Origin of the sequence: Streptomyces sp. NPDC050287, assembly GCF_044459385.1 — a bacterium.
Classification (GTDB): Bacteria; Actinomycetota; Actinomycetes; order Streptomycetales; family Streptomycetaceae; genus Streptomyces.
Genome location: NZ_JBITIY010000010.1, coordinates 139,692 through 162,286, shown reverse-complemented (window position 1 = coordinate 162,286; position 22,595 = coordinate 139,692). Strand labels below are relative to the sequence as shown.

The window sequence follows — 22,595 nt, the reverse complement described above, 5'->3', positions numbered from 1 at the left end:
ATCGGTCCGTGCTGTTCAGCTCACGGTGACGGCCGGCTCCCCCGCCGCGACGCCGTCCTGCTCCATCTGCTCGGCGATCTTCATCGCCTCTTCGATCAGGGTCTCGACGATCTTCGACTCGGGTACGGTCTTGACGACCTCGCCCTTGACGAAGATCTGCCCCTTGCCGTTGCCGGAGGCGACCCCCAGGTCGGCCTCCCGCGCCTCTCCGGGCCCGTTGACCACGCACCCCATGACGGCGACCCTGAGCGGCACCTCCATGCCCTCCAGGCCCGCCGTGACCTCCTCGGCCAGCTTGTAGACGTCGACCTGGGCCCGCCCGCAGGACGGACACGACACGATCTCCAGCCGCCGTTGCCTGAGCCCGAGCGCCTGAAGGATCTGGATGCCGACCTTGACCTCCTCGACCGGCGGGGCGGACAGCGACACCCGGATGGTGTCGCCGATGCCCCTGCTGAGCAGCGCCCCGAAGGCCACGGCCGACTTGATCGTGCCCTGGAAGGCGGGGCCGGCCTCGGTGACGCCGAGGTGCAGCGGGTAGTCGCACTGCTCGGCCAGCTGCTGATAGGCGCTGACCATCACCACGGGGTCGTTGTGCTTCACCGAGATCTTGATGTCCCGGAAGTCGTGCTCCTCGAAGAGGGAGGCTTCCCACAGGGCGCTCTCGACCAGCGCCTCCGGGGTCGCCCTGCCGTACTTCTGGAGCAGCCGCCGGTCGAGGGAGCCGGCGTTGACCCCGATCCGGATCGGCGTGCCGTGGTCCTTGGCGGCCCGCGCGATCTCCTTCACCTTGTCGTCGAACTGCTTGATGTTGCCGGGATTGACGCGTACGGCCGCACAGCCCGCCTCGATCGCGGCGAACACGTACTTCGGCTGGAAGTGGATGTCCGCGATGACCGGGATCTGCGACTTGCGGGCGATGGTCGCGAGGGCGTCCGCGTCGTCCTGTGTGGGGCAGGCGACGCGGACGATCTCGCAGCCGGACGCGGTGAGTTCGGCGATCTGCTGCAGGGTGGCGCCGATGTCGGACGTACGGGTCGTCGTCATCGACTGCACCGACACCGGGGCCCCGCCCCCGACCGCCACCGGTCCGACGTGGATCTGCCGGGACACGCGTCGCTCGGCGATCGGCCGGACCGGTACCTCGGGGACGCCCAAGGAGATGGCGGTCATGGCGCTACTCGCGGTTTCCGGAGACGGTCTCGCGCATGGCGCGCAGCGACTCCTTGAGGGAACCCATGGTGGCGAGGACGGCGGTGGGCTCGTAGCCGCAGTGCGCCATGCAGTTGGCGCAGCGCGGGTCCTTGCCGCGGCCGTACTTGTCCCAGTCGGTCTCCTCGATGAGTTCGCGGTACGTGGGCACGTACCCGTCGCTCATCAGGTAGCAGGGCCGCTGCCAGCCGAACAGGGAGTAGTTCGGGATCGCCCAGGCCGTGCACGGGAAGTCGACCTTGCCCTCCAGGAAGTCCAGGAAGAGCGGGGAGTGGTTGAGCCGCCACTTCTTGCGGTTGCCGCCCGCGAAGGCCTTCTTGAACAGCTCGCGGGTCTGCTCCACGCCCAGGAAGTGCTCCTGGTCGGGCGCCTTCTCGTAGGCGTAGGCGGGCGAGATCATCATCTCGTCGACCTTGAGGTCGTCGTTGAGGAAGTTGAGCACCTCGATGATGGTCTGCGGGGTGTCGGTGTTGAAGAAGGTCGAGTTGGTGGTGACCCGGAAGCCGCGCTTCTTGGCCTCCTTGATCGCCTCCACCGCCTCGTCGAACACACCCTCCTTCGCCACGGACTCGTCGTGCCGCTCACGCAGCCCGTCGATGTGCACCGCGAAGGCGAAGTAGGGGGAGGGCTTGAACTTGTCCATCTTCTTGCGCAGCAGCATGGCGTTGGTGCAGAGGAAGACGTACTTCTTCTTCGCCACCAACTGCCGCACGATCTCGTCGATCTGAGGATGCATCAGCGGTTCGCCACCGGCGATGGACACCATCGGCGCGCCGGATTCCAGCACCGCCCCGACGGCCTGCGCCACCGGCATGCGCTGCTTCAGCACCCCGGCCGGGTGCTGGATCTTGCCACAGCCCTCGCACTTCAGGTTGCACGCGAAGAGAGGTTCGAGTTCCACAATGAGCGGAAACTTGTCCCGCTTGCGGAGCTTTTGTTCGGCCAAGTATGTAGCGACCTTGATGGACTGGCGCAGCGGCATGGCCATCTGGCTCACCTCCGGGGGAGCAGCAAGGAACGGTGCCATTCGTAATAAGCGGGAAGTACGGAACGAAGGACGCGGAAAGCCGATATTCCACCGCGCACCGTGCCGATCCGGACGAGTTCATGTTCTGGAGCGTCCACCACCACCCGGACGGCCGCAACCGGGCGCTCGCCCGTGCGTACGGCGCTCAGGAGCGTGGCCGCGGACTCCATGTCGACCGCGATCGCGCCGGTCGCGAGCAGTTCCGACCGTTCGTGACCGCGGACGACGTGATCGGAACCGGTGAGCGGCCCGGTGTGGACGGTGCGTCCGGGCAGGGTCCGTACGAGCTCCTTGACGAGCAGGTCGGTGCCCACGCACGGCACGGTGCCGCGCGGATCCCGGGTCTCCTCGGCGACGACCAGGTCGCCGGGGTGCATGCCGGGGGCGAGCCCCGCGCAGAAGCCGGTGGCCAGCACGGCGGCCCCGCCCAGCGCCGGGTCGGACAGGGCCCGGGTGACGGCCCGCTCGGCCGCCAGGGGTCCCATGCCGGTGCGCAGGACGGTGACCGGCCCGTCGGCGCCGCCCCGGTCGCCGCTGCGCAGGGCGAGGTGCTCGATGCCGAGCGCGCAGGCGATCAGCAGCGGTGCCGGAGCGGGCTGGCCGTCCATCAGCCCCCCTCGGCCCCGGAGAACGGCTCTCCGTGGACGTACCGGCCGAGTGCGGTGAGCGGGAAGACCTGCCGGTAGAGGTGGTAGTTGATGGAAAAGTCCCAGGGGAAGCCGGTGCCGGTGAAGTAGGGCTCGTCCCAGGAACCGTCCTCGCGCTGGGTGCTCGCCAGCCATGCGACGCCGCGCTCGACGGCCTTGGAGTCCTTCTCCCCGGCCGCCAGCAGGGCCATCAGGGCCCACCCCGTCTGGGAGGCGGTGGAGGCGCCCCGCCCGCTCCACTTCGTGCTGTCCTGGTAGGAGCGCAGGTCCTCGCCCCAGCCGCCGTCGTCGTTCTGGACGGACTCCAGCCAGGTCACGGCTCGCCGGATCGCCGGGTGCGAGGCGGGAAGCCCGGCGGCGGTCAGGGCGGGCACCACCGACCCGGTGCCGTAGATGTAGTTGACGCCCCAGCGCCCGAACCACGAGCCGTCCGGCTCCTGTTCGGCGAGCAGCCACTGGATGCCGCGCCGGGTGCGCGGGTCGTGCGACAGGCCCTCGACGGCCAGCATCTCCACCACGTGCGCGGTGACGTCGGCGGACGGCGGGTCGATGACCTCGCCGAAGTCGCAGAACGGCAGCCGGTTGGGGAAGGGACTGGTGTTGTCGACGTCGAAGGCGCCCCACGCCCCGTTCTTCGACTGCATCCCGAGGTTCCAGCGCACCCCGCGTCCGATCGCCTTCTCCACCCGCTCCGGGTCGTGGTGCCGGATCCGGCGCAGCGCGAGGACGACTTCGGCGGTGTCGTCGATGTCGGGGTAGTTGTCGTTGTGGAACTCGAACGCCCAGCCGCCCGGCGGCAGTTGGGGCCGTTTTACGGACCAGTCGCCGGGCCGCACGATCTGTTCGCCGAGCATCCAGTCGGCGGCCTTGACCAGCTGGGGGTGGTCGGCCGGCACCCCCGCGTCGGCGAGCGCGATGGCGGCGAGACAGGTGTCCCACACCGGCGACTGACAGGCCTCGATCATCCGGGCCCCGTCCTCGCGCCACACGGCGAAACGGTCCAGCGACTGAAGTCCCGCGCGCACCACGGGGTGTTCGAGGTCGTAGCCGAGCAGGTGGAGGGCGATGACCGAGTACACGGCGGGCGGCTGGATACCGCCCCAGCAGCCGTCGTTCTCCTGCCGCTCGATGATCCAGCGGGCGGCGGAGTCCATCGCCGCCTTGCGCAGCCTGCGCGGCGCGACCTTGCGCAGGGCGTGCAGCGCCTTGTCGAGCCGTTCGAAGGCACCGTCCCAACTAGCCAGGCCGGCAAAGGGCTTGGCCGGGTTCGGGTTCGCTGGATCGGAGTGCAGTTCGTCGAGCGGGAAGGGGGCGGGCCGCACCGGCCGCTTCGCGGAGACGATCGTCAGCGGGACGATGGTCTGACGGGCCCAGCACCCGAAGTCGTAGATGTTGAGCGGGAACCACTTGGGGAAGTAGATCAGCTCCGGCGGGAGTTCGGGCAGGTCCTCCCACTTCCACCAGCCGAACAGGGCCAGCCAGATCCGGGTGAAGACCCGGGCGGCGGCGATCCCGCCCCGGTCGCGGATCCAGGCCGAGGCCTTCGCCATGTGCGGTGCGTCCGGCGCGTCGCCGGCCAGACGCAGAGCGACGTACGCCTCGATCGTGGTGGACAGTTCGCCCGGACCGCCGTAGAAGGTGGCCCAGGTGCCGTCCTCCCGCTGCTCACCGCGGATGAACAGCGCGGCGGCGTGGGTCGTCGCGTCGTCGCGGATGCCGAGGAACTGCCGCAGCAGCAGGTCCTCGGCGTCCATCGTGACGTTGGTCTCGAGGTCGCCCTTCCACCAGCCCTCGGCGTCCTGCCTGGACAGCAGGTACTCGGTGGACCGTTGTACTGCGTGCACGGCGGCTTCGCGTGCCCCCGCCGCCACGGGGGTGGTGCTGTGGGTGTCGCTGGCCGAGGCAGCGCGGGGCTGCAGGGCCCCGGTGCTTCCGTCGGTCGTCGCTGTCATGGCTTCCCCTTCGTGCAGTGTGCAATCGGTGCGTCTGCTGTGGGTCCGCCGTCGGCCGGTGCGTCACTTCCCGCGACACCGGCCGGCGACTACGCGAGGGTTGTTCGACCGATAGTGATCATCTCTTTCGTACGACGACGAAGTCGGCGAGCGCCGTGAACTGCGCCCGTACCCGGTCGGGCATGTCGACGGCGTCCAGGGCTTCGATGGCGATGGTGTGCTGACGGCGGGCTTCCTCGGCCGTCCACTCGCGGGCGCCGGCCTCCTCGATGAGGGCGGCGCGGGCCGCGAACTCCTCCTCGGAGAAGTCCTCGACGTCGCTGCTCTTGGCGTCGGCGGCGAGGATCTCGCCGAGCCGCTCGGAGGCGGCACCGCCCGCCGCGAGCGCGGCCACGACCGGCAGGGACTTCTTGCGCTGGCGCAGGTCGCTCCAGGTCTGCTTGCCGGTGGCGACCGGGTCGCCCCAGATGCCGAGGAGGTCGTCGACGGCCTGGAAGGCGAGGCCGAGGTGGTAGCCGTACTTCTCCAGGGTGTCGGCGGTGCGGTCGTCCGCGCCGCCGAGCACGGCGCCGATGGAGCTGGCGCAGGCAAGCAGGGCGCCGGTCTTGTTGCCCTCCATCTCCAGGCACTCCTCGACGCTGACGCGGTCGCGGTGCTCGTAGGAGATGTCCTGCGCCTGACCGTCGATCAGCGCGCGGGTGGCGGTGGTCAGACGGCGGGCGGCGCGGCCGGCCTCGACCGTGCCGAGCTCCAGCAGCACCTCGTTGGCGAGGGCGAACAGGGCGTCGCCGACCAGGATCGCCTGGGCCGGGCCGTGCACCTTCCACACGGTGTCGCGGTGACGGCGCTGTTCGTCGCCGTCCATCAGGTCGTCGTGCAGCAGCGAGAAGTTGTGGACCAGCTCGACGGCGACCGCGCCGGGGATGCCGACCTCGGGCGCCGCGCCGGTGACCTCGGCGGAGAGCACCGCGAGCGCCGGACGCACGGCCTTGCCGCCGTCGCCGTCGGCGGGGTTGCCCTGGGCGTCGATCCAGCCGAAGTGGTAGGCGGAAACAGTGTCCATGGGGGCTGCCAGGCGGTCGATCGCCGTCCGCAGCACCGGTGTGGCCAGGGTCCGGCCGCGCTCCAGAAGCGCGGTCACGTCCACCGCGGTCCTCCGAGCGGCCGTCGAGGCCGGGGGCACAGTGGGCACAGTCTCTCCTCTTGTTGCGGTACCGGAGGGGCGGGAGCCCGCCATGCCGTCCTGATCCAGCATCAGGCCGCCTCCTCGAACTCGAAGAGGTGGCGGGGGCGGGGCCGGCCCAGGGTGCCGAGTGCGGCGTCGGCCGCGCTCACGCCGCTGCGGACAGCACTCTCCATCGTCGCGGGCCACCCTGTGGCGGTCCACGCTCCGGCCAGGTACAGGCCGGGTGACTTGGTGCGGGCGCCGGGCCTCAGGCGCCCGACTCCGGGCGCGGGGGCGAACGTCGCCGTACGTTCCCTGGTCACGAAGAAGTCCTTCACCTCGGCCTCCCGCGCGCGGGGAAGCAACCGCTCCAGTTCCGGCAGATAGCGCTCACGCAGCACGGCGACGGGCTCGTCGATCTCGTCGTGGGCCGCCGACTGGGACAGCGCGAGGTACTGCCCCGAACGCAGCCCGGAGGCCTCGGTCCGGTCGAAGACCCATTGCACCGGGGTGCCGAGGGCCGCGAAGAACGGCCGGGCGAGCACCGTGCGGTCGTAGACGACATGGACGTTGAGGATCGGCGCGGTGCCGATCTCGAGCAGCCGCTCGGGGGCGTCGAGCGCTCCGGCGGGCAGCAGGTCGTGGGCCTCGCGCTGCGGTACGGCGAGCACGACGGCGTCCGCCCGGAGCGTCTCGCCGGGAACCTGAACGCTCCACAGCCCGTTTTCGTCAGTGGAGATGGAGGTGACGCGTGTACGGACTTCGGTACGCACGCCCGCGGAGTCGAGCGCCTTGCGGGCCAGCCGGTCATGCAGTTCACCCAGCGGGACGCGCGCCCATCCGATGTCGGCGGCGCCCGGGTCGGACAGCAGACCGGTTTTGAACACCATCGCGGCGAGCGCGAGCGAGGCGTCGCCCGCGACCGCGTTGAGAGTGGCGACCCCGACCAGGTCCCACAGGGCCTCGATGGCACGCGCCGATTGACCGTGCGCGGTCAGCCAGCCGCCGAAGTCCTGGGTGTCCAGGTCCGGATCGGCGAGGTCGAGCCCCTTGAGCGCGAGCGCGGCCCGCCCCACCCTGGCCCGCTCGGCGAGCGAGAGATGCGGGTACGTGGCGAGGCTGCGCCCCAGATGCAGGGGCACCGGCAGCGCGTCGCGCCGCAGCCTGCCGAGCCGCCTGCCCGCGGGCCGGTCGACGTCGAGAACGGGCACGTCGAGACGATCCTGCAGCGGAGCCAGCGCCGCGCCCTCGATCCGGTCGAGGAACCAGCGGTAGGCGGTGCAGCAGCGCAGGTACACGTGCTGCCCGTTGTCGACGGTCAGGCCGTCGCGCTGGAAGGAGAAGGCGAGTCCGCCCAGGCGCGGTCTGCCTTCGAGCAACGTCACCCGGACTCCGGCGTCGGCGAGGGCAAGCGCGGCGGTGATCCCGGCGAGCCCGCCCCCGACCACGACGGCGTCTCGTCCTGAGCGTTCCGGCGTGTCCGCGAGCAGCTCGTCGGACGGTGTGCCGTCGGTCATCGTGCGCCCTCCCCAGCCCGGCCGCCGTGGAGGTTGAACGGTGCACGGCAGGCCGTCGCAGTCAGGGACGCCGTCTCCCGCCGGAGGGTTGCGTGCGGCATTTCTCCGGCGGCATCACCTTGGACCGGATTGTCCATCAGGCGCGCCTCCTGACGGTCCTGCGGGTCACATGACGGGCGTCCAGACCGGACAGGCCGCGCACGGCGACGTACGCCTTCTCCCGTCCGGGCAGCGAGACCCGGCCGCGCAGCACGGCCTCCGGGTCGCGCTCGATGCGGTCGAGGAGTCGGCGGTAGATGCCGGCCATGGCGGCGACACACGCGCCGCTGCGCCGGTCGAGCATCGGGAGCAGCCGGTAGCCCTCGGCGAAAAGGGCGCGGGCCCGACGCACTTCGAAGTGCACGAGGCCCGCGAAGTCTGAGCCCTCCGGTGGTTTCGGCCCCTTGAAGCCGGCCGAGCAGCCGAACTTGGCCAGGTCGTCGGCGGGCAGATAGGTGCGCCCGCCCTCGGCGTCCTCGCGGACGTCCCGCAGGATGTTGGTGAGCTGGAGCGCCAGCCCGAGCGTGTCGGCGTATTCCGGCGCGCGCTCGGCGCCGCGCGCCCCTGGTTCGGTGCCGAAGACGCCGAGCGAGAGCCGCCCGATGGCGCCCGCGACACAGCGGCAGTACACCTTCAGGTCGTCCCAGGTCTCGTAGGTCTCGCCGCTGACGTCCATCAGGACGCCGTCGATCAGTTCGTCCAGGCCGCCCAGCGGGATCGGGAAGGTCTCGGCGGCGTGCGCGAGGGCGACCGCGACGGGATCGGTGTCGTCCTCGGCGACCGCACCGTCGCGCACCCGGGCCAGCATCGCCCGGGTGTCCTTCAGCCTCGCCGTCTTGACCTCGCTCGCCAGCGCTCCGTCGCCGATGTCGTCGACGCGCCGCGAGAACGCGTACAGCGCCGACATCGCGCGACGCTTGGGCGTCGGCAGCAGTCTGATGCCGTACGCGAAGTTACGGGCCTGCTGCCCGGTCACGGTCTCGCAGTAGCTGTAGGCGGCGAGTACCGGTGCGGACGCGTGCGGTTCCGACTCCACGGTCCGGATCACCCCTCTCCTCGCAGAGCGACGCCCACCTCGCGCAGCAACTGGATCTTGCCGGGCTTGGGCGGGCCGGGCAGTACGTCGTATTCGGCGGCGGCGATCGCGCGGATCGCCGCCCCTCCCCCCGCCACGAACCCTGCGAGCAGCAGCTTCAACCTGCCGTGGACGCTACCCACCAAGGGGGCGCCTTCATTCAGGAGATCGCGGGCGCGTTGTGCCTCGTATGCAACCAGAGCACGCACCGACGCGCCCCCGGTTTTCATCGCGAGATCCGCTTCCTGAACGTGAAAGCGCTTCATGTCGGCGGCGGGCAGGTAGATACGGTCGCGGCCGAGGTCCTCGGCGACGTCCTGGAGGTGTTCGACGATCTGCAGGGCCGTGCAGATCGCGTCGGAGCGGCGGATCCGCTCGGGGGTCGAGGTGCCGGTGACGGCGAGCACCAGGCGGCCGACGGGATTCGCGGACAGTTCGCAGTACGCGAGGAGGTCGTCGTAGGTCTCGTAGCGCGCGACGAGCTGGTCCTGGCGGTTGGCGGCGATCAGGCCGAGGAAGGGGTCCGGGGTCAGGGTGTGGCGGCGGACCGTCGGCTGGAGGCGGCGCAGCAGCGGGTGGCGCGGCCCCGGGCCCGACCGGTCGAAGACGCGGCGGAGGTCGGCCTCGAAGGCGTCCAGCAGGACCATCCGGTCCTCCGCGTCCGCGGGCGACACGCCGAGCAGACGGGCGTCGGCGCCGCCGGGAGCCAGGTCGCCGTCGCCGATGTCGTCGACGAGGCGGGCGAAGCCGTAGACGGCCATGAGGTCGGTGCGCCAGGCCCGGGGCAGGAAGAACGGGGCCACGGGGAAGTTCTCCGCCGCGGCCTTGTCGAGTGTGTCGCGCTCCGCCTCACCGGCGTGCGGCATGCCGGTTCCCCTCACGGCCGGCTGCCCTGGGCGGGGACGGCACACGCTGCGTGGATCTGGGGAGTTTCCGTAGCCATTGCCGTCACATCTCCCGTTCTACACCGCCGACCCAATGCACACTATTTCGGACACGCCGCCCAGCCGTCCACGCGGCCAACCCCTGCGCAGGGCGTCGCACGTTATCGCCCCACTTGCCGCCTTTCGGGACCGGTACAGCTTACGTTGTACAGCGCTGCGCGGTTCGCTGGGGTGTCCTGCACATCACAACAACACACCGATTGGTCCCAAGATTCCTAACGCGAGCGCGAGTTGACCTTTCCTTTGCAGACGCGGAGCCCCGCCGGAGCAGTTCCGGCGGGGCCCTGGGAAGCGGGGTGGTCTCTTTCGACCGGGTGCGGGTGGACTACTTGCCGGTGAACTTCTCGTACTCCTTGAGAACCTCGTCGGTCGGACCGTCCATGCGCAGCTCGCCGCGCTCCAGCCACAGGACGCGGTCGCAGGTGTCCCGGATCGACTTGTTGTTGTGACTGACGAGAAACACCGTGCCGGCCTCCTTGCGCAGCTCCCGGATGCGTTCCTCGGAGCGCTTCTGGAACTTGCGGTCACCGGTGGCCAGGGCCTCGTCGATCATCAGGACGTCGTGATCCTTGGCGGCGGCGATGGAGAAGCGCAGCCGGGCCGCCATGCCGGAGGAGTAGGTACGCATCGGGAGGGTGATGAAGTCGCCCTTCTCGTTGATGCCGGAGAAGTCGACGATCTCCTGGTAGCGCTCCTTGATCTGCTCACGGGACATGCCCATGGCGAGCCCGCCCAGGATGACGTTCCGCTCACCGGTGAGGTCGTTCATCAGGGCCGCGTTGACGCCGAGCAGGGAGGGCTGGCCGTCGGTGTAGACCTTGCCCTTCTCGGCCGGGAGCAGGCCGGCGATGGCGCGCAGCAGGGTCGACTTGCCGGAGCCGTTGGAACCGATCAGACCGACGGCCTCGCCGCGGTAGGCGACGAAGGAGACCCCCCGGACGGCGTGCACCTTGCGCACGCCCCGCTCCGCGTCGTCGGAGCCTCGCTTGAGTATGCGGCTGAGAGCCGCGGTGGCGCTGCCCTTGCCCGTCTTGGCGCCGTTGACGCGGTAGACGATGTGCAGCTCGTCCGCGATGACGGTGGGAATCCGTGCGCCGTCGCCGCGGTCCCTGAGGTGGTCGCTGATGTGGTCGTCGATGTGGTTGTCGATGTGTTCAGCCACGGCCGTACCGCTCCTCCGCCTTCCAGAAGTACACGAAGCCGCCGAGGGCGAACAGCACGGCCCAGCCGCCCGCGACCGCCCAGACGTGGTCGGGAAGGTTCTCGGCGCCGTAGCCCTCGATGAGGGAGAAGCGCATCAGGTCCATGTAGATCGCGGCCGGGTTCCACTGGAGGATGTTGGCGATCCAGTCCGGCTTGTCGGCCAGCATGATCTTGATGGAGAACATCACGCCGGACGCGTACATCCATGTCCGCATCACGAACGGCATCAGCTGGGCCAGGTCAGGGGTTTTGGCACCCGCGCGGGCCATGATCAGCGACAGGCCGGTGTTGAAGAGGAACTGCATCACGAGCACCGGGACGATCAGTGCCCAGGACAGGTCGGGGTAGCTGCCGAAGGCGATCACCACGGCGAACACCACGATCATCGAGAACAGCAGCTGCTGGAGCTGCTGGAGCGCGAAGGAGATCGGCAGCGAGGCGCGCGGGAAGTGCAGCGCGCGGACCAGGCCGAGGTTGCCGGAGATGGCGCGTACGCCCGCCATGACGGAGCTCTGCGTGAAGGTGAACACGAACACGCCCGTGACCAGGAACGGGATGTACACGTCCTTCGACATGCCGCGTCCGGCGTTCAGGATGACGCCGAAGATGAAGAAGTACACGGCCGCGTTCAGCAGCGGGGTCGCCACCTGCCACAACTGGCCGAGCTTGGCCTGGCTGTACTGGGCGGTCAGCTTGGCCCGGGAGAAGGCGATGATGAAGTGACGCCGGTCCCAGAGCTGGCGGACGTACTCGACGAGGGAGGGCCGGGCGCCGCTCACGCTCAGCCCGTACTTGGCGGCGAGCTGCGCCGCCGTCAGGCCCTCGTCGGGCGACACCGACGCGCTCACCGCGACCGGGCCGTCGTGCGTTGTCTCACTCACTGGTGGAAACTTTCGTCTTCGGGATGCGCAGCCTGTGCGGGCATGGCGTGAGCCGGAGCCCCGGCACGGGCCCGGGGCCTCGGCGGGGCCCGGTTGCTGTCGGGTACGAGCTTGTCAGATGACGGGGGGCCGGCCCAGCCGAGTCAGCCGCCACACCGTACGCCACTTCATGGCCCGGCGCGGTCCGCACGGCGTGGTCCAGCCTTCCCGGAAACCGCCGAACCACGCTTTCAGGGCGGGCCGCGAGGGGCGGCGCAGCAGGGTGAGCAGCATCCAGACGCCCAGGTAGACGGGGATCAGGAGCGCGGGCAGGTTGCGGCGGGCGAGCCAGACGCGGTTGCGGGCGACCATGCGGTGGTAGACCGCGTGCCGCGAGGGCGCGGTCGTGGGGTGGTACAGCACCATGTCGGACCGGTAGTCGATCATCCAGCCCGCGTCGAGGGCCCGCCATGCGAGGTCGGTTTCCTCGTGTGCGTAGAAGAATTCGTCCGGGAGGCCGCCGACTTCGGCGAAGACCTTCGTACGGACGGCGTTGGCGCCGCCGAGGAAGGTGGTGACCCGGGAGGAACGCATCGGGTCGGAGGCGCGCAGGCGCGGTACGTGGCGGCGCTGGGTGGTCCCGGTCTCGGGGTCGGCGATGCGGAAGCTGATGATGCCGAGTCGGTGGTCGTCCGCGAAGGCCCGGCGGCAGAGTTCGGCGGTGTCGTGGCCGGCGAGGAGGCCGTCGTCGTCGAGGAACATCAATATGTCGACGTCGCGGCCGCCGGGGCCGAAGGCCTCGATGCCGACGTTGCGGCCGCCGGGGATGCCGAGGTTCTCCGGCAGTTCGATGGTCCGTACGCCTGCGGGGACGTCCGGTACCGGAGAGCCGTTTCCGACGACGACCACCTCGACGCGGTCGCCGTCCTGCTTGGCCAGCGAGTCGAGCAGGGCGCGCAGTTCGTCGGGGCGGTTGCCCATGGTGATGATCACCGCGCCGACCTTCAGCCCTGTCTCCATGGCCGTCACCTCAGCCTGCTCGACGCCAGGACGGAGACCAGGTGCAGCAGGGTCTGCAGCAGCGCGATGCCGGCGAGTACGGCGACTCCGAGGCGCGAGAAGAACAGGTCGCCCCGCATCTGGTCCAGCACCGCCAGGACCAGGATCAGCAGTGACGCCTCTATGCCGAGCACCAGCCGGTGGAACTTCAGCGCGGCGGCGGCTCTGCGGGCCAGTGCCATACCGGAGGAGCGCGGCTCGGACGCGGCCTCCTTGACCGGCGGCAGGCCGTTCTGATGGCGGGCGACACCCACGAGGTCGGTCTCGGCCTTGATCAGGATCGCGCCGAGCGCTGCCAGGGTGCCGAGGAAGGCCCACAGCCAGTCGATGCGCCCGGAGCCCCACAGATCGGCGGCGCGCAGGCCGAAGCCGACCAGCACCGCGGCGTCGGTCAGATAGGCGCCGACGCGGTCCAGGTAGACCCCGCCGAGCGAGTACTGCTTCTTCCAGCGCGCGACCTCGCCGTCGACGCAGTCGAGCAGGAGGTAGAGCTGGACGCACACCACACCGAGTACGGCGCCCGCGATCCCCGGCACCAGCAGGGCCGGGGCCGCGAGCACCCCGCAGACGGTCATCAGGTACGTGAGCTGATTGGGCGTGACCCTGGTGTTGACCAGGTAGCGGTCGACCCGCAGGGACACCTCGCGCATGTAGAGGCGCCCCATCCAGTGCTCACCGCTGCGCCGGTCCTTCACCCCCGCGGGGTGGACGACCGGGCGGAGTTCAGCTACCGATGGCCTTGACATAGTCGGCGTAGACGTCCTTGATCTGATCGGTCTTGAGGTCGAGGTGTTCGAGGATGGTGTAGCGGCCGGGCCTGGTCTGCGGGGCGTATTCCACGGCACGGACGAATTCGTCCGGGGTGAAGCCGATCTCTTCCGGCAGCACCGGCAGTCCGTGCCGTCGCAGCACCTCGGCCATGAAGGCCGACTCCTCGTGGGCTCCGCGCAGGTACATCGCGAAGGCCGCGCCCAGGCCGCACTGCTCGCCGTGGGCGGCCGCGCGCTTGGGGAACAGCAGGTCGAAGGCGTGGTTGATCTCGTGGCAGGCCCCGGAGGACGGGCGGGAGTCGCCCGACACCGACATGGCGATGCCGGTCAGGACCAGTGCCTCGGCCAGCACCTGCAGGAAGGCGTCGTCGCCGACACCGCCCGGGTGCCGCAGCACCGCCTCGCCGGCCTGGCGGGCCATCGCCGCGGCGAGACCGTCGACCTTCTCGCCCTTGACCCGGTTGGCGAGTTCCCAGTCGGCGACCGCGGAGATGTTGGAGATGACGTCGCCGATACCGGAGCGCACGAAACGGACGGGCGCCTCCCGGATCACGTTCAGGTCGATGACCACGGCGATGGGGTTCGGTACGCCGTACGAGCCGCGGCCGGCGTCGTTGTCCAGGGTGGCGACCGGCGAACACAGGCCGTCGTGCGCGAGGTTGGTGGCGACGGCGACCAGCGGGAGGCCGACGCGGGCCGCCGCGAACTTGGCGCAGTCGATGATCTTGCCGCCGCCGAGGCCGACGATCGCGTCGTAGTGGCCTGCCTTGATGTCGCTCGCCAGCCGGACCGCGTCGTCGATCGTGCCGCCGCCGACCTCGAACCAGGTGGCCCCGGGAAGACTCGGCGCGATCCGCTCGCGCAGCTTGGCGCCCGACCCGCCGCTGACGGCGACGGCGAGCTTGCCGGACTGCGAGATGCGCTCGTCGGCGAGCACGTAGCCCAGGTCGTCGAGGGCACCCGGGCGGATGTCGACGACGAGCGGGGAGGGAATCAGCCTGGTCAGTACCGGCATGCGATCTCCCGTCCACGGGCGAGATCGTCGTGGTCGTCGATCTCCACCCAGTTGACGTCGCCGATCGGCGCCACGTCGATACGGAAACCGCGGTTGACGAGTTCCTGGTAGCCGTGCTCGTAGAACTGCTGCGGGTCGGTCTCCCACACGGCCTTGAGGGCGTCGGCCAGTTCGGGGGCCGCGTCGCCCTCGATGAGGGTGACGCCGATGTACTCGCCGGTGGCCTCGGCGGGCTCCATCAGTTTGGTGATCTTCGTCATGCCCTTCGCGGGGTCGACGACGACCTTCATCTCCTCGTCCGCGAGGGACTTCACGGTGTCGAGGGCGAGGATGATCTTCCTGCCGTCGCCGCGGGCGGCGAGCAGTGTCCTCTCGACCGAGACCGGGTGCACGGTGTCGCCGTTGGCGAGGATCACGCCGTCCTTGAGGGCGTCCCGGCCGCACCACAGGGAGTAGGCGTTGTTCCACTCCTCGGCCTTGTCGTTGTCGATGAGGGTGAGCTTGAGGCCGTACTTCCGCTCCAGGGCCGCCTTGCGTTCGTACACCGCTTCCTTGCGGTAGCCGACGATGACCGCGGCCTCGGTCAGACCGATCTCGGCGAAGTTGCCGAGGGTCAGGTCCAGGACCGTCGGTTCCCCCTCTATACCCGCGGGCCCCACCGGCACCAGCGCCTTGGGCAGGCTGTCGGTGTAGGGGCGAAGACGCCGTCCGGCGCCGGCCGCCAGCACGAGGCCGATCATGCGGGTTCTCCTTCATCGTGTACGGCGGGCGCGCCGCCCTTGTGGGCGGACACCCAGAAGCGGATGCTCTCGACGAGCCCCACCAGGGCGACGGCCACGGCGAGAACCGTGAGCGCGACCTCGAACTGCGCGGCGGTCAGCGCCGCGGCCACAACGGTGACGAGCAGCGTCCGTCCTTCGTGCCCCCCGATGGCGCGCACCAGCCAGGCCGGGGGCGCTCCGGCGTCGCCGCGGATGCGGTACACCGTGTCGTAGTGATGGTAGGCGACTGCCGCCACCAGCCCGAAAGCCGCGGGAAGGGCTCCGTTCACCCCGGATTGGGCCGCGAGGATCAGGACGGTGCCGTATTCGGCGGCTCTGAACAGCGGCGGAACCAACCAGTCGAGGGGCCCCTTGAGGGGGCGCAGGACGGCGACGGCGGACATCAGGACGTAACCGACGGCACACAGGACCGTCTGCCAGCCGGCGCCCCAGAGCAGGGCCGAGCCGATCACGAGGGCTCCACCGACGAAGGACAGGTAGGCCATGGAACGACGGGTCCCGCGGCGCGCCGCGCGGCCCAACAACTCGGCGAGCGGTCCGCTGTCCGCGAGGTCCGCCAGCGCCTGCGCCGCCCGGTCGGTGCGCTGTGCCTTGCGCGTCAGCGACCGCAGCACCCGCCCCGCCGTCGTGTACGTCGCCGCGAACGCGCAGCCGATGAGCAGCACGTAGAAGGTGATACGCGGGGTGGTGGCCGCGGTGAGGACGGCGATCATCGCCCAGCGCTCGCCGATCGGCAGCACGATCATGCGGCGCAGCCAGACCGTCCAGCCGACGCTGTCGAGCTTGTCCGAAAGGGCCGCTGTGGGGCTGGTGTTGGCGGTGGCGTCGTGGTTGGCCTCGTTGAAGGAGAAATCGACGACGTGCCGGCAACTCTGCAGGATCATCGCGCCCAGCGCCAGGGCCCATACGTCGTCACCGCCCCGGGCGGCTCCGAGGGCGAGGCCCGCGTAGTAGGCGTACTCCTTGGCCCGGTCGAAGGTGGCGTCCAGCCAGGCGCCGAGCGTGGAGTACTGGAGGGAGTAGCGGGCGAGCTGTCCGTCGGTGCAGTCCAGGACGAAGGACGCGATCAGCAGGACACCGGCCGCGATGAAGCCGCCGCGGGTGCCGGTGGCCGCGCAGCCCGCCGCGATCAGAGCGGTGAGCAGGGAGGCGGTGGTGACCTGGTTCGGGGTCAGGCCCCGGCGGGCGCACCAGCGGGCGAGGTAGCGGGAGTACGGGCTGATGAAGAAGGTGGTGAAGAAACCGTCGCGGGCCTTCACGGCCGACTTCAGGCGTACGGCCTCGTCGTCGACGGCGGCGACGGACTGCCGTGCCTCGTTGCGGGCCTGCGGGTCGGCCGGGACCTCGGCGACCAGGCTGCCGAGTTCGGGGCGGTGCACCGTGGCGCCGTCGGCGTCGAGGGCGGTGACGATGCGGTCGGCGAGGCTGTCCACGGCCAGGGCGGTGCCGCCGCCCGCGGAGTTCTCGCGCGCTATCGCCCGGGTCAGGGCCTGGCGGCCGGCCGGCTGGGCGGTGACGGCGCCCGGGACCGCGGCGAGCGGGAAGCGGGGGTCGGTGAGGCCGAGGCGCAGTGCGTGGACGTGGCCCACGAAGCGGGCGTCGACCACGGCGACCCGCTGGTCGCCTGGGACCTGGGCGAGGAGCGTCTCGGTGTCGGCGGCGTCGGAGGCGATCCGTACGTCGAAGCCGAGGGACCGCAGGTCGCCCTCGATCGACGATCCGGGGACCGGCTGACCGGTGAGGATGGCGGTCGACAACCGAACTCACTCCCTGGGTGCCGACGCGTCCGCGCCGGGCATGTACATGGTGGGGGCCCGCCGTGCCGTGGTGTGACTGCACCAGGCGGGCGGCATGTCGGCAGAGGCTATCGGATGCCCGGAAGCCGGTGTTCACCGGCCGTTCAGGTGCCGATCAAGCGCAGATCAGGTGCTGATCAACAGGGATTCCTTCCGCCTTTGCCGCGATCATCATCGAGGATCGCGGGCCCCGCCCACAAACCCGCGTTCCCAGACCGGGCATCCGGGACATCGCGCCGAGGGCCGAAGCTTCGGCGCAGGGCGGGGCGGCCAGGTGCCCCCGGGGACGCGCCCCGCGCGGTCGCGTCGGCAGCACGGGCCGCCGACGCGCTCGGCGGAGTGCCCGGCGCGAGGTACGGGAGTTGGTCGAGTCGGCATGGCGGGGCCGGCTGTCGCAGCACGGTCGCCGATCACGCAGCCGCCCTGACCTGCGTAAGGTTTCCGCAGGTCACGGTATATGACAACGGTGTTCAGTGCCGCGTTGCCCGATACCCCCCACCCGTAGTTCACTGTGCTCCTGGGCGGACCACAGGAGGCGTTCTTCATGGGGGCTGGGCACGATCACGGGCATGCGCAGGGTGCGCCTGCGGGCCGCACCGCGACCGCGGCGTACCAAGGGCGGCTGCGGGTCGCGCTGTCGATCACGCTCACCGTCATGGCGGTCGAGATCGTCGGCGGTCTGGTCGCCGACTCGCTCGCCCTGGTCGCGGACGCGGCCCACATGGGGACCGACGCGCTGGGCCTGGCCATGGCGCTCCTCGCGATCCACTTCGCGGGGATGCCGCCGAGCGACCACCGCACCTTCGGCTACGCCCGCGCGGAGATCCTCGCCGCGCTCGCCAACTGTCTGCTGCTCTTCGGGGTGGGCGGCTACGTCCTGTACGAGGCGATCCAGCGGTTCATCACACCCGCCGGCACCGAGGGCGGACCGACCGTCGTGTTCGGTCTGATCGGTCTGGTGGCGAACATGATCTCGCTGTCGCTGCTGGTGCGTGGTCAGCGGGAGAGCATGAACGTGCGGGGCGCGTTCCTGGAGGTGGCCGCGGACGCGCTGGGCTCGCTCGCGGTGCTGGTCTCGGCCGTGGTGATCCTGACCACCGGCTGGCAGGCCGCCGACCCGATCGCCTCGCTGGTCATCGGCCTGATGATCGTGCCGCGCACCTGGAAGCTGCTGCGCGAGACCCTCGAAGTGCTGTTGGAGGCCACCCCCAAGGGCGTCGACATCGCCGAGGTCCGGGCCCACGTTCTGGCCCTGGACGGCGTCGAGGACGTTCACGACCTGCACGCATGGACGATCACCTCCGGGATGCCGGTGCTGTCCGCCCATGTGGTGGTGCGCTCCGACGTACTCAGCGCGATCGGCCACGAGAAGATGCTGCATGAACTGCAGGGCTGCCTCGGTGACCACTTCGACGTGGAGCACTGCACCTTCCAGCTGGAGCCGAGCGGGCACGCGGCGCACGAGGCCCGGCTGTGTCACTGACACTCGTGTTCGGTCGCCGGCCTCCCCGTTCCGACGGAATGCAGCGATCCGCCGCATGGTTGCGTCCTCATGCTCACAGCCCCGCCCCGGACGGTTCCGTCGCCGCCGCGCCGGGCACGATCAACTGCCGGGAGTGTCGGATTCGTACGGCACACTTGGGGCGCGAAGACCGATGTGAAGGATGGGTATGCCGATCACACCTGCCACCGCGACGCACCGTACGTCGAACGGCACCGCAGACGCGATCTTGCTGGAACTGGTCGACGAGAACGGTGTGACGATCGGCACCGCGGAGAAGCTCGCCGCGCACCAGCCGCCGGGGCAGCTGCACCGCGCCTTCTCCGTGTTCCTCTTCGACGAGCGGGGGCGGCTGCTGCTCCAGCAGCGCGCGCTGGGCAAGTACCACTCCCCCGGCGTGTGGTCGAACACCTGCTGCGGCCATCCCTACCCCGGCGAGGCGCCCTTCGCGGCGGCGGCCCGGCGGACGTACGAGGAACTCGGCGTCTCCCCTTCGCTGCTCGCCGAGGCGGGCACGGTCCGCTACAACCACCCGGACCCGGACTCGGGACTGGTGGAGCAGGAGTACAACCACCTCTTCGTCGGTCTGGTGCAGTCCCCGCCGCGGCCGGACCCGGAGGAGGTCGGCGAGACGGTCTTCGTGACCCCCGCCGAGCTGGCGGAACGGCACGCGCAGGACACCTTCTCGTCCTGGTTCATGACCGTGCTGGACGCGGCCCGTCCCGCGGTCAGGGAGCTGACAGGCCCGTCCGCCGGCTGGTGAGCGGGCCGAACTGGTCCTCCGCCGGCCGGTGAGCAGGCCGACGTGGTCCCTCCGCCGGCCGGTGAGCGGCCGGGCTACGGCACCGGCGAGGGCCTGAGCGGCAGGGCGGCCCAGATCACCTTGCCGCCGCTCGCGGTGTGCTCGACGTCGCACATCCCGCCCGCCTCACGGGTGATCTCCCGCACCAGCAGCAGTCCGCGGCCGCCGGTCCTGCCATGGTCGGCCTCCAGAGCCGTCGGGCGGTAGGGGTGGTTGTCCTCCACCGACACCCGCACCCAGTCGGCGCCGACGGCGACCTCCACGGCGAGCATCGGCGACAGCAGCGCCGCGTGCCGGACAGCGTTCGTCACCAGCTCCGAGACGATCAGCAGCAGGCCCTGCCGCAGGTCCTGCGAGACCGGCACACCCTGGCGGAGCAACAGGTCCCGTACCGCGTGCCGCGCCTGCGGGACGGAGGCGTCGAGGGCGGGAGCGGTGAACCGCCACACCCCCTCGTACGGCAGCGGATCCGGTGGACCCGGGTCGAAAGGCTCGTGCGTCCCATCCGCTGGGCGTGGACCGGACCCGCGCCCATGGTTCTCCATCGTCCGGTCGCCACCCTTGCGCTCGATTGTCACCACACGTCGAGTGTTGGTAATCGACTTCTCCCGCCCGGAGAACTGAACACAAGTCAGCGGGAATCGAGCGTTTGTGACCGTTGGCGTATGACAGGGTCAGATGTGGGACCGCTTCTGCCCCTCCCGCAGGGACTTCGCGAACTATTCGGGTTGTACGGGTTTGCCGGATTCCTTGATCCGTCTTCTTGCTCCCCCTCTTTCCTCCGCCCCTTCTCGATCCGCCGTTCTTGATCCCCCTTCTTGATCGGTGCTGTGGCCGGGGCGGATAGCATCCGGCGCATGGAGTCCCAGTTGCTGCACGCCGTCACCGACTCGGTCGCCACCGTGGTCATCCACCATCCGGCCAAGCGCAACGCGATGACCGCCGCCATGTGGCGCGCGCTGCCGCCGTTGCTGGACACGCTGGCGGCCGATCCGGGCGTACGGGCGCTGGTGCTGACCGGCGAGGGCGGCACCTTCTGCGCGGGCGCCGACATCTCCACCCTGCGGGGATCACCTCAGGAGGCGCAGGGGCTGGCGGTGCGCGCCGAGGACGCCCTCGCGGCGTTCCCGAAGCCGACGGTGGCGGCGGTCCGGGGGCACTGTGTGGGGGGCGGGTCGCAGCTCGCCGCGGCCTGCGATCTGCGGTTCGCCGAGGAGGGCGCGCTGTTCGGGGTGACACCGGCGAAGCTCGGGATCGTGTATCCGGCGTCCTCGACCCGGCGGTTGGTGTCGCTGGTGGGTCCGGCGACGACCAAGTACCTGCTGTTCTCCGGGGAGTTGATCGAGGCGGAGCGGGCGTTGCGCACGGGTCTGGTGGACGAGGTGCTGCCCGCGGGCGAACTCGGCAAGCGGGTCGTGGAGTTCACCCGGATCCTGGTGTCCCGCTCGCAGTTGACCCAGGCCGCGGCGAAGGAGTTCGCGGACGGGCGCACGGACCGGGACGCCCACTGGGCCGGGCAGGCGCGCGGCAGCGACGACACCGCGGAGGGGGTCGCCGCGTTCCTGGAGCGCAGGCAGCCGCGCTTCACGTGGACTACGTCAGGATGAAGCGGCTGCGGGCCCGCAGGCGGTCGACGATGTGCGCGGGAGCCTTGTCCGGCGAGCCGGCGTCGTAGGGCGGTCGCGGGTCGTACTCCGTGGCCAGTTGGACGGTCCGGGCGACGTCGTCGCCCGCGATCCGGCCGAGCAGCGTCAGGCCCATGTCGATGCCGGAGGAGACGCCGGCCGCGGTGACGTACTTGCCGTCGAAGACCACCCGCTCCCCCGTCGGCTCGGCCTCGAACCGCTTCAGGAGGTCGAGCGCCAGCCAGTGCGAGGTCGCCCGGCGGCCCGTGAGCAGGCCGGCCGCGGCGAGCAGCAGGGAGCCGGTGCAGACGGAGGTCGTCCAGGTGCTGGTGACGTCGGCGGCGCGCAGCCAGTCCAGAAGCCGCTCGTTCTCCATCTGCGGTGTCTGACCGGGGCCGCCGGGTACGACCACGATGTCGGGACTCGGCACCTCGTCGAGCGTCTTGTCGGCGGTCAGGGCGAGGTTGCCGGTGTCGGTGCGCACGGGGCCGGTCCGCTCCGCGACGAAGACGGTCTTCGCGTCCGGGAGGCGGCCCAGGGTCTCGTACGGGCCGACGGCATCCAGGGCGGTGAACCGGTCGAAGAGGACGATGGCGATCTGCATGTGCTTCCTTCCACGGGGTTTTCAGCGAGCGGGCACGGGGTGGAACCGGCGGCGGTACTCGGCCGGAGCCGTGCCCAGGGCCCTGACGAAGGCGCGCCGCATGGCCTCGGGGGTCCCGTAGCCGCTGGAGCGGGAGACCTCCTCGACACCGTCGCTCGTGTCCTCCAGGAGGCGGCGCGCGTGTTCGAGGCGGACGTGGTCGACGTAGCGGCCCGGTGTCATCCCGGTCTCGGCACGGAAGGCGCGGGCGAAGTGCCGGGGCGAGAGGCTGGCGCGTTCGGCGAGGGACTCGATGCTCAGGTCGGCGGCGGGGTGCTCGGTGATCCACCGCTGAACCTCGCGCAGTGGTTCACGGTGCGCGGTCTGGGCGGCGAGCTGGGCGCTGAACTGCGCCTGGTTGCCGGGCCGGCGCAGGAAGACGACCAGGTGGCGGGCGATGGCGAGGGCCACGTGCCGGCCGAGATCCTCCTCGACCAGGGCGAGCGCGAGATCGATGCCCGAGGTCACGCCGGCGGAGGTGGAGACGCGTCCGTCGCGTACATAGATGGGGTCAGGGTCCACTTCGACGGCCGGGTGGTCGCGGCTGAGTTTGTCGCAGTACGCCCAGTGGGTCGTGGCCCGCAGTCCGTCCAGCAGGCCGGCCCGGGCCAGCAGGATGGCGCCGGTGCACACGGAGACCAGGCGCTGCGCGCGCGGGCCGTGCTCGCGCAGCCAGTCGGTCAGGCGCGGATCGGGAGTGCGGGTGCCCTGGCCGCCGGGGACGAGGAGGGTGTGCGGGTCGGGTGCGGCGGTGAGGGGCTCGTCGGGTACGAGGGTCAGGCCGCTGGAGGTGCGCACGGCGGCGCGGTCCAGAGAGGCCGTGCGGATGCGGTACGTGCCCGGGGTGTGCTTCTCGGCACCGGCGAAGACCTCCAGAGGGCCGGTGACGTCGAGACTCTGGACGCCGTCGAAGAGGACGAGGAGAACGGTTCGCTGCGCCATGCGTACGATTCTTGGGGCG

At 70.6% G+C, this 22,595-nt stretch carries 22 protein-coding genes; 3 read left to right on the top strand and 19 right to left on the bottom strand.

Annotated features, from left to right (window positions below):
• Positions 1-15: 15 nt before the first annotated feature.
• The 16 genes from ispG to ACIBK3_RS31890 all read right to left on the bottom strand — a co-directional run bounded on the left by ispG (position 16) and on the right by ACIBK3_RS31890 (position 17,024).
• On the bottom strand, positions 16-1,173 hold the full coding sequence (gene ispG / locus ACIBK3_RS31965; RefSeq protein ID WP_399370897.1) for a flavodoxin-dependent (E)-4-hydroxy-3-methylbut-2-enyl-diphosphate synthase: 1,158 nt from the start codon (positions 1,171-1,173) through the stop codon (positions 16-18).
• 4 nt (positions 1,174-1,177) lie between these two features.
• A complete protein-coding gene (hpnH, locus tag ACIBK3_RS31960; RefSeq protein ID WP_037716058.1) occupies positions 1,178-2,200 on the bottom strand; it encodes an adenosyl-hopene transferase HpnH in 1,023 nt (340 codons plus the stop codon).
• A 5-nt stretch (positions 2,201-2,205) separates the two neighbouring features.
• Positions 2,206-2,847, bottom strand: coding sequence for a 1-hydroxy-2-methyl-2-butenyl 4-diphosphate reductase (locus ACIBK3_RS31955; protein WP_399370896.1), 642 nt, complete (start codon positions 2,845-2,847; stop codon positions 2,206-2,208).
• Positions 2,847-4,838, bottom strand: coding sequence for a squalene--hopene cyclase (gene shc, locus ACIBK3_RS31950; protein WP_399370895.1), 1,992 nt, complete (start codon positions 4,836-4,838; stop codon positions 2,847-2,849). Before shc ends, ACIBK3_RS31955 begins: the two co-directional genes overlap by 1 nt.
• Positions 4,839-4,956: 118 nt before the next feature.
• Positions 4,957-6,021 (bottom strand): polyprenyl synthetase family protein, encoded by a 1,065-nt coding sequence (locus ACIBK3_RS31945; protein WP_399371045.1) that lies wholly within the window; start codon positions 6,019-6,021, stop codon positions 4,957-4,959.
• Between the two features lie 71 nt (positions 6,022-6,092).
• Entirely contained in the window at positions 6,093-7,520 is a 1,428-nt protein-coding gene (gene hpnE, locus ACIBK3_RS31940; RefSeq protein ID WP_399370894.1) for a hydroxysqualene dehydroxylase HpnE, read from the bottom strand.
• Positions 7,517-7,621, bottom strand: a complete 105-nt coding sequence (locus ACIBK3_RS31935; RefSeq protein WP_399371043.1) for a DUF6380 family protein — start codon at positions 7,619-7,621, stop codon at positions 7,517-7,519. The genes hpnE and ACIBK3_RS31935 overlap by 4 nt, the downstream gene beginning before the upstream one ends.
• Positions 7,622-7,656: 35 nt before the next feature.
• Positions 7,657-8,607, bottom strand: a complete 951-nt coding sequence (hpnD, locus tag ACIBK3_RS31930; protein ID WP_399370893.1) for a presqualene diphosphate synthase HpnD — start codon at positions 8,605-8,607, stop codon at positions 7,657-7,659.
• Complete coding sequence (gene hpnC / locus ACIBK3_RS31925) at positions 8,604-9,500, bottom strand: squalene synthase HpnC (RefSeq protein WP_399370892.1); 897 nt, start codon at positions 9,498-9,500, stop codon at positions 8,604-8,606. Before hpnC ends, hpnD begins: the two co-directional genes overlap by 4 nt.
• Before the next feature lie 403 nt (positions 9,501-9,903).
• Entirely contained in the window at positions 9,904-10,704 is an 801-nt protein-coding gene (locus tag ACIBK3_RS31920) for an ABC transporter ATP-binding protein (protein WP_399371041.1), read from the bottom strand.
• Between the two features lie 28 nt (positions 10,705-10,732).
• A complete protein-coding gene (locus ACIBK3_RS31915) occupies positions 10,733-11,662 on the bottom strand; it encodes an ABC transporter permease (protein ID WP_399370891.1) in 930 nt (309 codons plus the stop codon).
• A 114-nt stretch (positions 11,663-11,776) separates the two neighbouring features.
• The gene (locus tag ACIBK3_RS31910; RefSeq protein WP_399370890.1) at positions 11,777-12,661 is read right to left on the bottom strand and encodes a glycosyltransferase family 2 protein; all 885 of its coding nucleotides are present in this window, start codon (positions 12,659-12,661) and stop codon (positions 11,777-11,779) included.
• A gap of 5 nt (positions 12,662-12,666) precedes the next feature.
• A complete protein-coding gene (locus ACIBK3_RS31905) occupies positions 12,667-13,446 on the bottom strand; it encodes a CDP-alcohol phosphatidyltransferase family protein (RefSeq protein ID WP_399370889.1) in 780 nt (259 codons plus the stop codon).
• Positions 13,424-14,485 carry an iron-containing alcohol dehydrogenase family protein gene (locus ACIBK3_RS31900; RefSeq protein WP_399370888.1) on the bottom strand — a complete coding sequence of 354 codons (1,062 nt, stop codon included), beginning with the start codon at positions 14,483-14,485 and terminating at the stop codon, positions 13,424-13,426. The genes ACIBK3_RS31905 and ACIBK3_RS31900 overlap by 23 nt, the downstream gene beginning before the upstream one ends.
• A complete protein-coding gene (locus ACIBK3_RS31895; protein ID WP_399370887.1) occupies positions 14,473-15,225 on the bottom strand; it encodes a sugar phosphate nucleotidyltransferase in 753 nt (250 codons plus the stop codon). The genes ACIBK3_RS31900 and ACIBK3_RS31895 overlap by 13 nt, the downstream gene beginning before the upstream one ends.
• Complete coding sequence (locus tag ACIBK3_RS31890) at positions 15,222-17,024, bottom strand: DUF5941 domain-containing protein (RefSeq protein WP_399370886.1); 1,803 nt, start codon at positions 17,022-17,024, stop codon at positions 15,222-15,224. Before ACIBK3_RS31890 ends, ACIBK3_RS31895 begins: the two co-directional genes overlap by 4 nt.
• 583 nt (positions 17,025-17,607) lie before the next feature.
• Here ACIBK3_RS31890 and ACIBK3_RS31885 point away from each other — a divergent pair.
• Entirely contained in the window at positions 17,608-18,546 is a 939-nt protein-coding gene (locus ACIBK3_RS31885) for a cation diffusion facilitator family transporter (protein ID WP_399370885.1), read from the top strand.
• Between the two features lie 187 nt (positions 18,547-18,733).
• Positions 18,734-19,327, top strand: a complete 594-nt coding sequence (gene idi / locus ACIBK3_RS31880; RefSeq protein WP_399370884.1) for an isopentenyl-diphosphate Delta-isomerase — start codon at positions 18,734-18,736, stop codon at positions 19,325-19,327.
• 74 nt (positions 19,328-19,401) lie between these two features.
• Here idi and ACIBK3_RS31875 read toward each other — a convergent pair whose 3' ends face one another.
• On the bottom strand, positions 19,402-19,911 hold the full coding sequence (locus ACIBK3_RS31875) for an ATP-binding protein (RefSeq protein ID WP_399371040.1): 510 nt from the start codon (positions 19,909-19,911) through the stop codon (positions 19,402-19,404).
• A 312-nt stretch (positions 19,912-20,223) separates the two neighbouring features.
• On the opposite strand from ACIBK3_RS31875, the gene ACIBK3_RS31870 reads away from it, so the two are divergent.
• Positions 20,224-20,973, top strand: coding sequence for an enoyl-CoA hydratase/isomerase family protein (locus ACIBK3_RS31870; protein WP_399370883.1), 750 nt, complete (start codon positions 20,224-20,226; stop codon positions 20,971-20,973).
• Here the strand turns inward: ACIBK3_RS31870 and ACIBK3_RS31865 are convergent.
• Positions 20,960-21,595, bottom strand: a complete 636-nt coding sequence (locus tag ACIBK3_RS31865; RefSeq protein WP_399370882.1) for a DJ-1/PfpI family protein — start codon at positions 21,593-21,595, stop codon at positions 20,960-20,962. The two genes, ACIBK3_RS31870 and ACIBK3_RS31865, sit on opposite strands and share 14 nt — an antisense overlap.
• Before the next feature lie 21 nt (positions 21,596-21,616).
• Positions 21,617-22,576, bottom strand: a complete 960-nt coding sequence (locus ACIBK3_RS31860) for a GlxA family transcriptional regulator (RefSeq protein WP_399370881.1) — start codon at positions 22,574-22,576, stop codon at positions 21,617-21,619.
• Between the last annotated feature and the right edge of the window lie 19 nt (positions 22,577-22,595).

Excerpts from the sequence above, each read along its gene's own strand:
- ACIBK3_RS31935 (WP_399371043.1), bottom strand. The coding sequence starts at position 7,621 with ATGCCGCACGCAACCCTCCGGCGGGAGACGGCGTCCCTGACTGCGACG.
- ACIBK3_RS31955 (WP_399370896.1), bottom strand. The coding sequence starts at position 2,847 with ATGGACGGCCAGCCCGCTCCGGCACCGCTGCTGATCGCCTGCGCGCTC.
- ACIBK3_RS31875 (WP_399371040.1), bottom strand. The coding sequence starts at position 19,911 with ATGGAGAACCATGGGCGCGGGTCCGGTCCACGCCCAGCGGATGGGACG.
- shc (WP_399370895.1), bottom strand. The coding sequence starts at position 4,838 with ATGACAGCGACGACCGACGGAAGCACCGGGGCCCTGCAGCCCCGCGCT.
- ACIBK3_RS31900 (WP_399370888.1), bottom strand. The coding sequence starts at position 14,485 with ATGCCGGTACTGACCAGGCTGATTCCCTCCCCGCTCGTCGTCGACATC.
- hpnH (WP_037716058.1), bottom strand. The coding sequence starts at position 2,200 with ATGGCCATGCCGCTGCGCCAGTCCATCAAGGTCGCTACATACTTGGCC.
- ispG (WP_399370897.1), bottom strand. The coding sequence starts at position 1,173 with ATGACCGCCATCTCCTTGGGCGTCCCCGAGGTACCGGTCCGGCCGATC.
- ACIBK3_RS31910 (WP_399370890.1), bottom strand. The coding sequence starts at position 12,661 with ATGGAGACAGGGCTGAAGGTCGGCGCGGTGATCATCACCATGGGCAAC.
- ACIBK3_RS31860 (WP_399370881.1), bottom strand. The coding sequence starts at position 22,576 with ATGGCGCAGCGAACCGTTCTCCTCGTCCTCTTCGACGGCGTCCAGAGT.
- ACIBK3_RS31865 (WP_399370882.1), bottom strand. The coding sequence starts at position 21,595 with ATGCAGATCGCCATCGTCCTCTTCGACCGGTTCACCGCCCTGGATGCC.
- hpnE (WP_399370894.1), bottom strand. The coding sequence starts at position 7,520 with ATGACCGACGGCACACCGTCCGACGAGCTGCTCGCGGACACGCCGGAA.
- ACIBK3_RS31895 (WP_399370887.1), bottom strand. The coding sequence starts at position 15,225 with ATGATCGGCCTCGTGCTGGCGGCCGGCGCCGGACGGCGTCTTCGCCCC.
- ACIBK3_RS31885 (WP_399370885.1), top strand. The coding sequence starts at position 17,608 with ATGGGGGCTGGGCACGATCACGGGCATGCGCAGGGTGCGCCTGCGGGC.
- hpnC (WP_399370892.1), bottom strand. The coding sequence starts at position 9,500 with ATGCCGCACGCCGGTGAGGCGGAGCGCGACACACTCGACAAGGCCGCG.
- ACIBK3_RS31870 (WP_399370883.1), top strand. The coding sequence starts at position 20,224 with ATGGAGTCCCAGTTGCTGCACGCCGTCACCGACTCGGTCGCCACCGTG.
- idi (WP_399370884.1), top strand. The coding sequence starts at position 18,734 with ATGCCGATCACACCTGCCACCGCGACGCACCGTACGTCGAACGGCACC.
- ACIBK3_RS31905 (WP_399370889.1), bottom strand. The coding sequence starts at position 13,446 with ATGTCAAGGCCATCGGTAGCTGAACTCCGCCCGGTCGTCCACCCCGCG.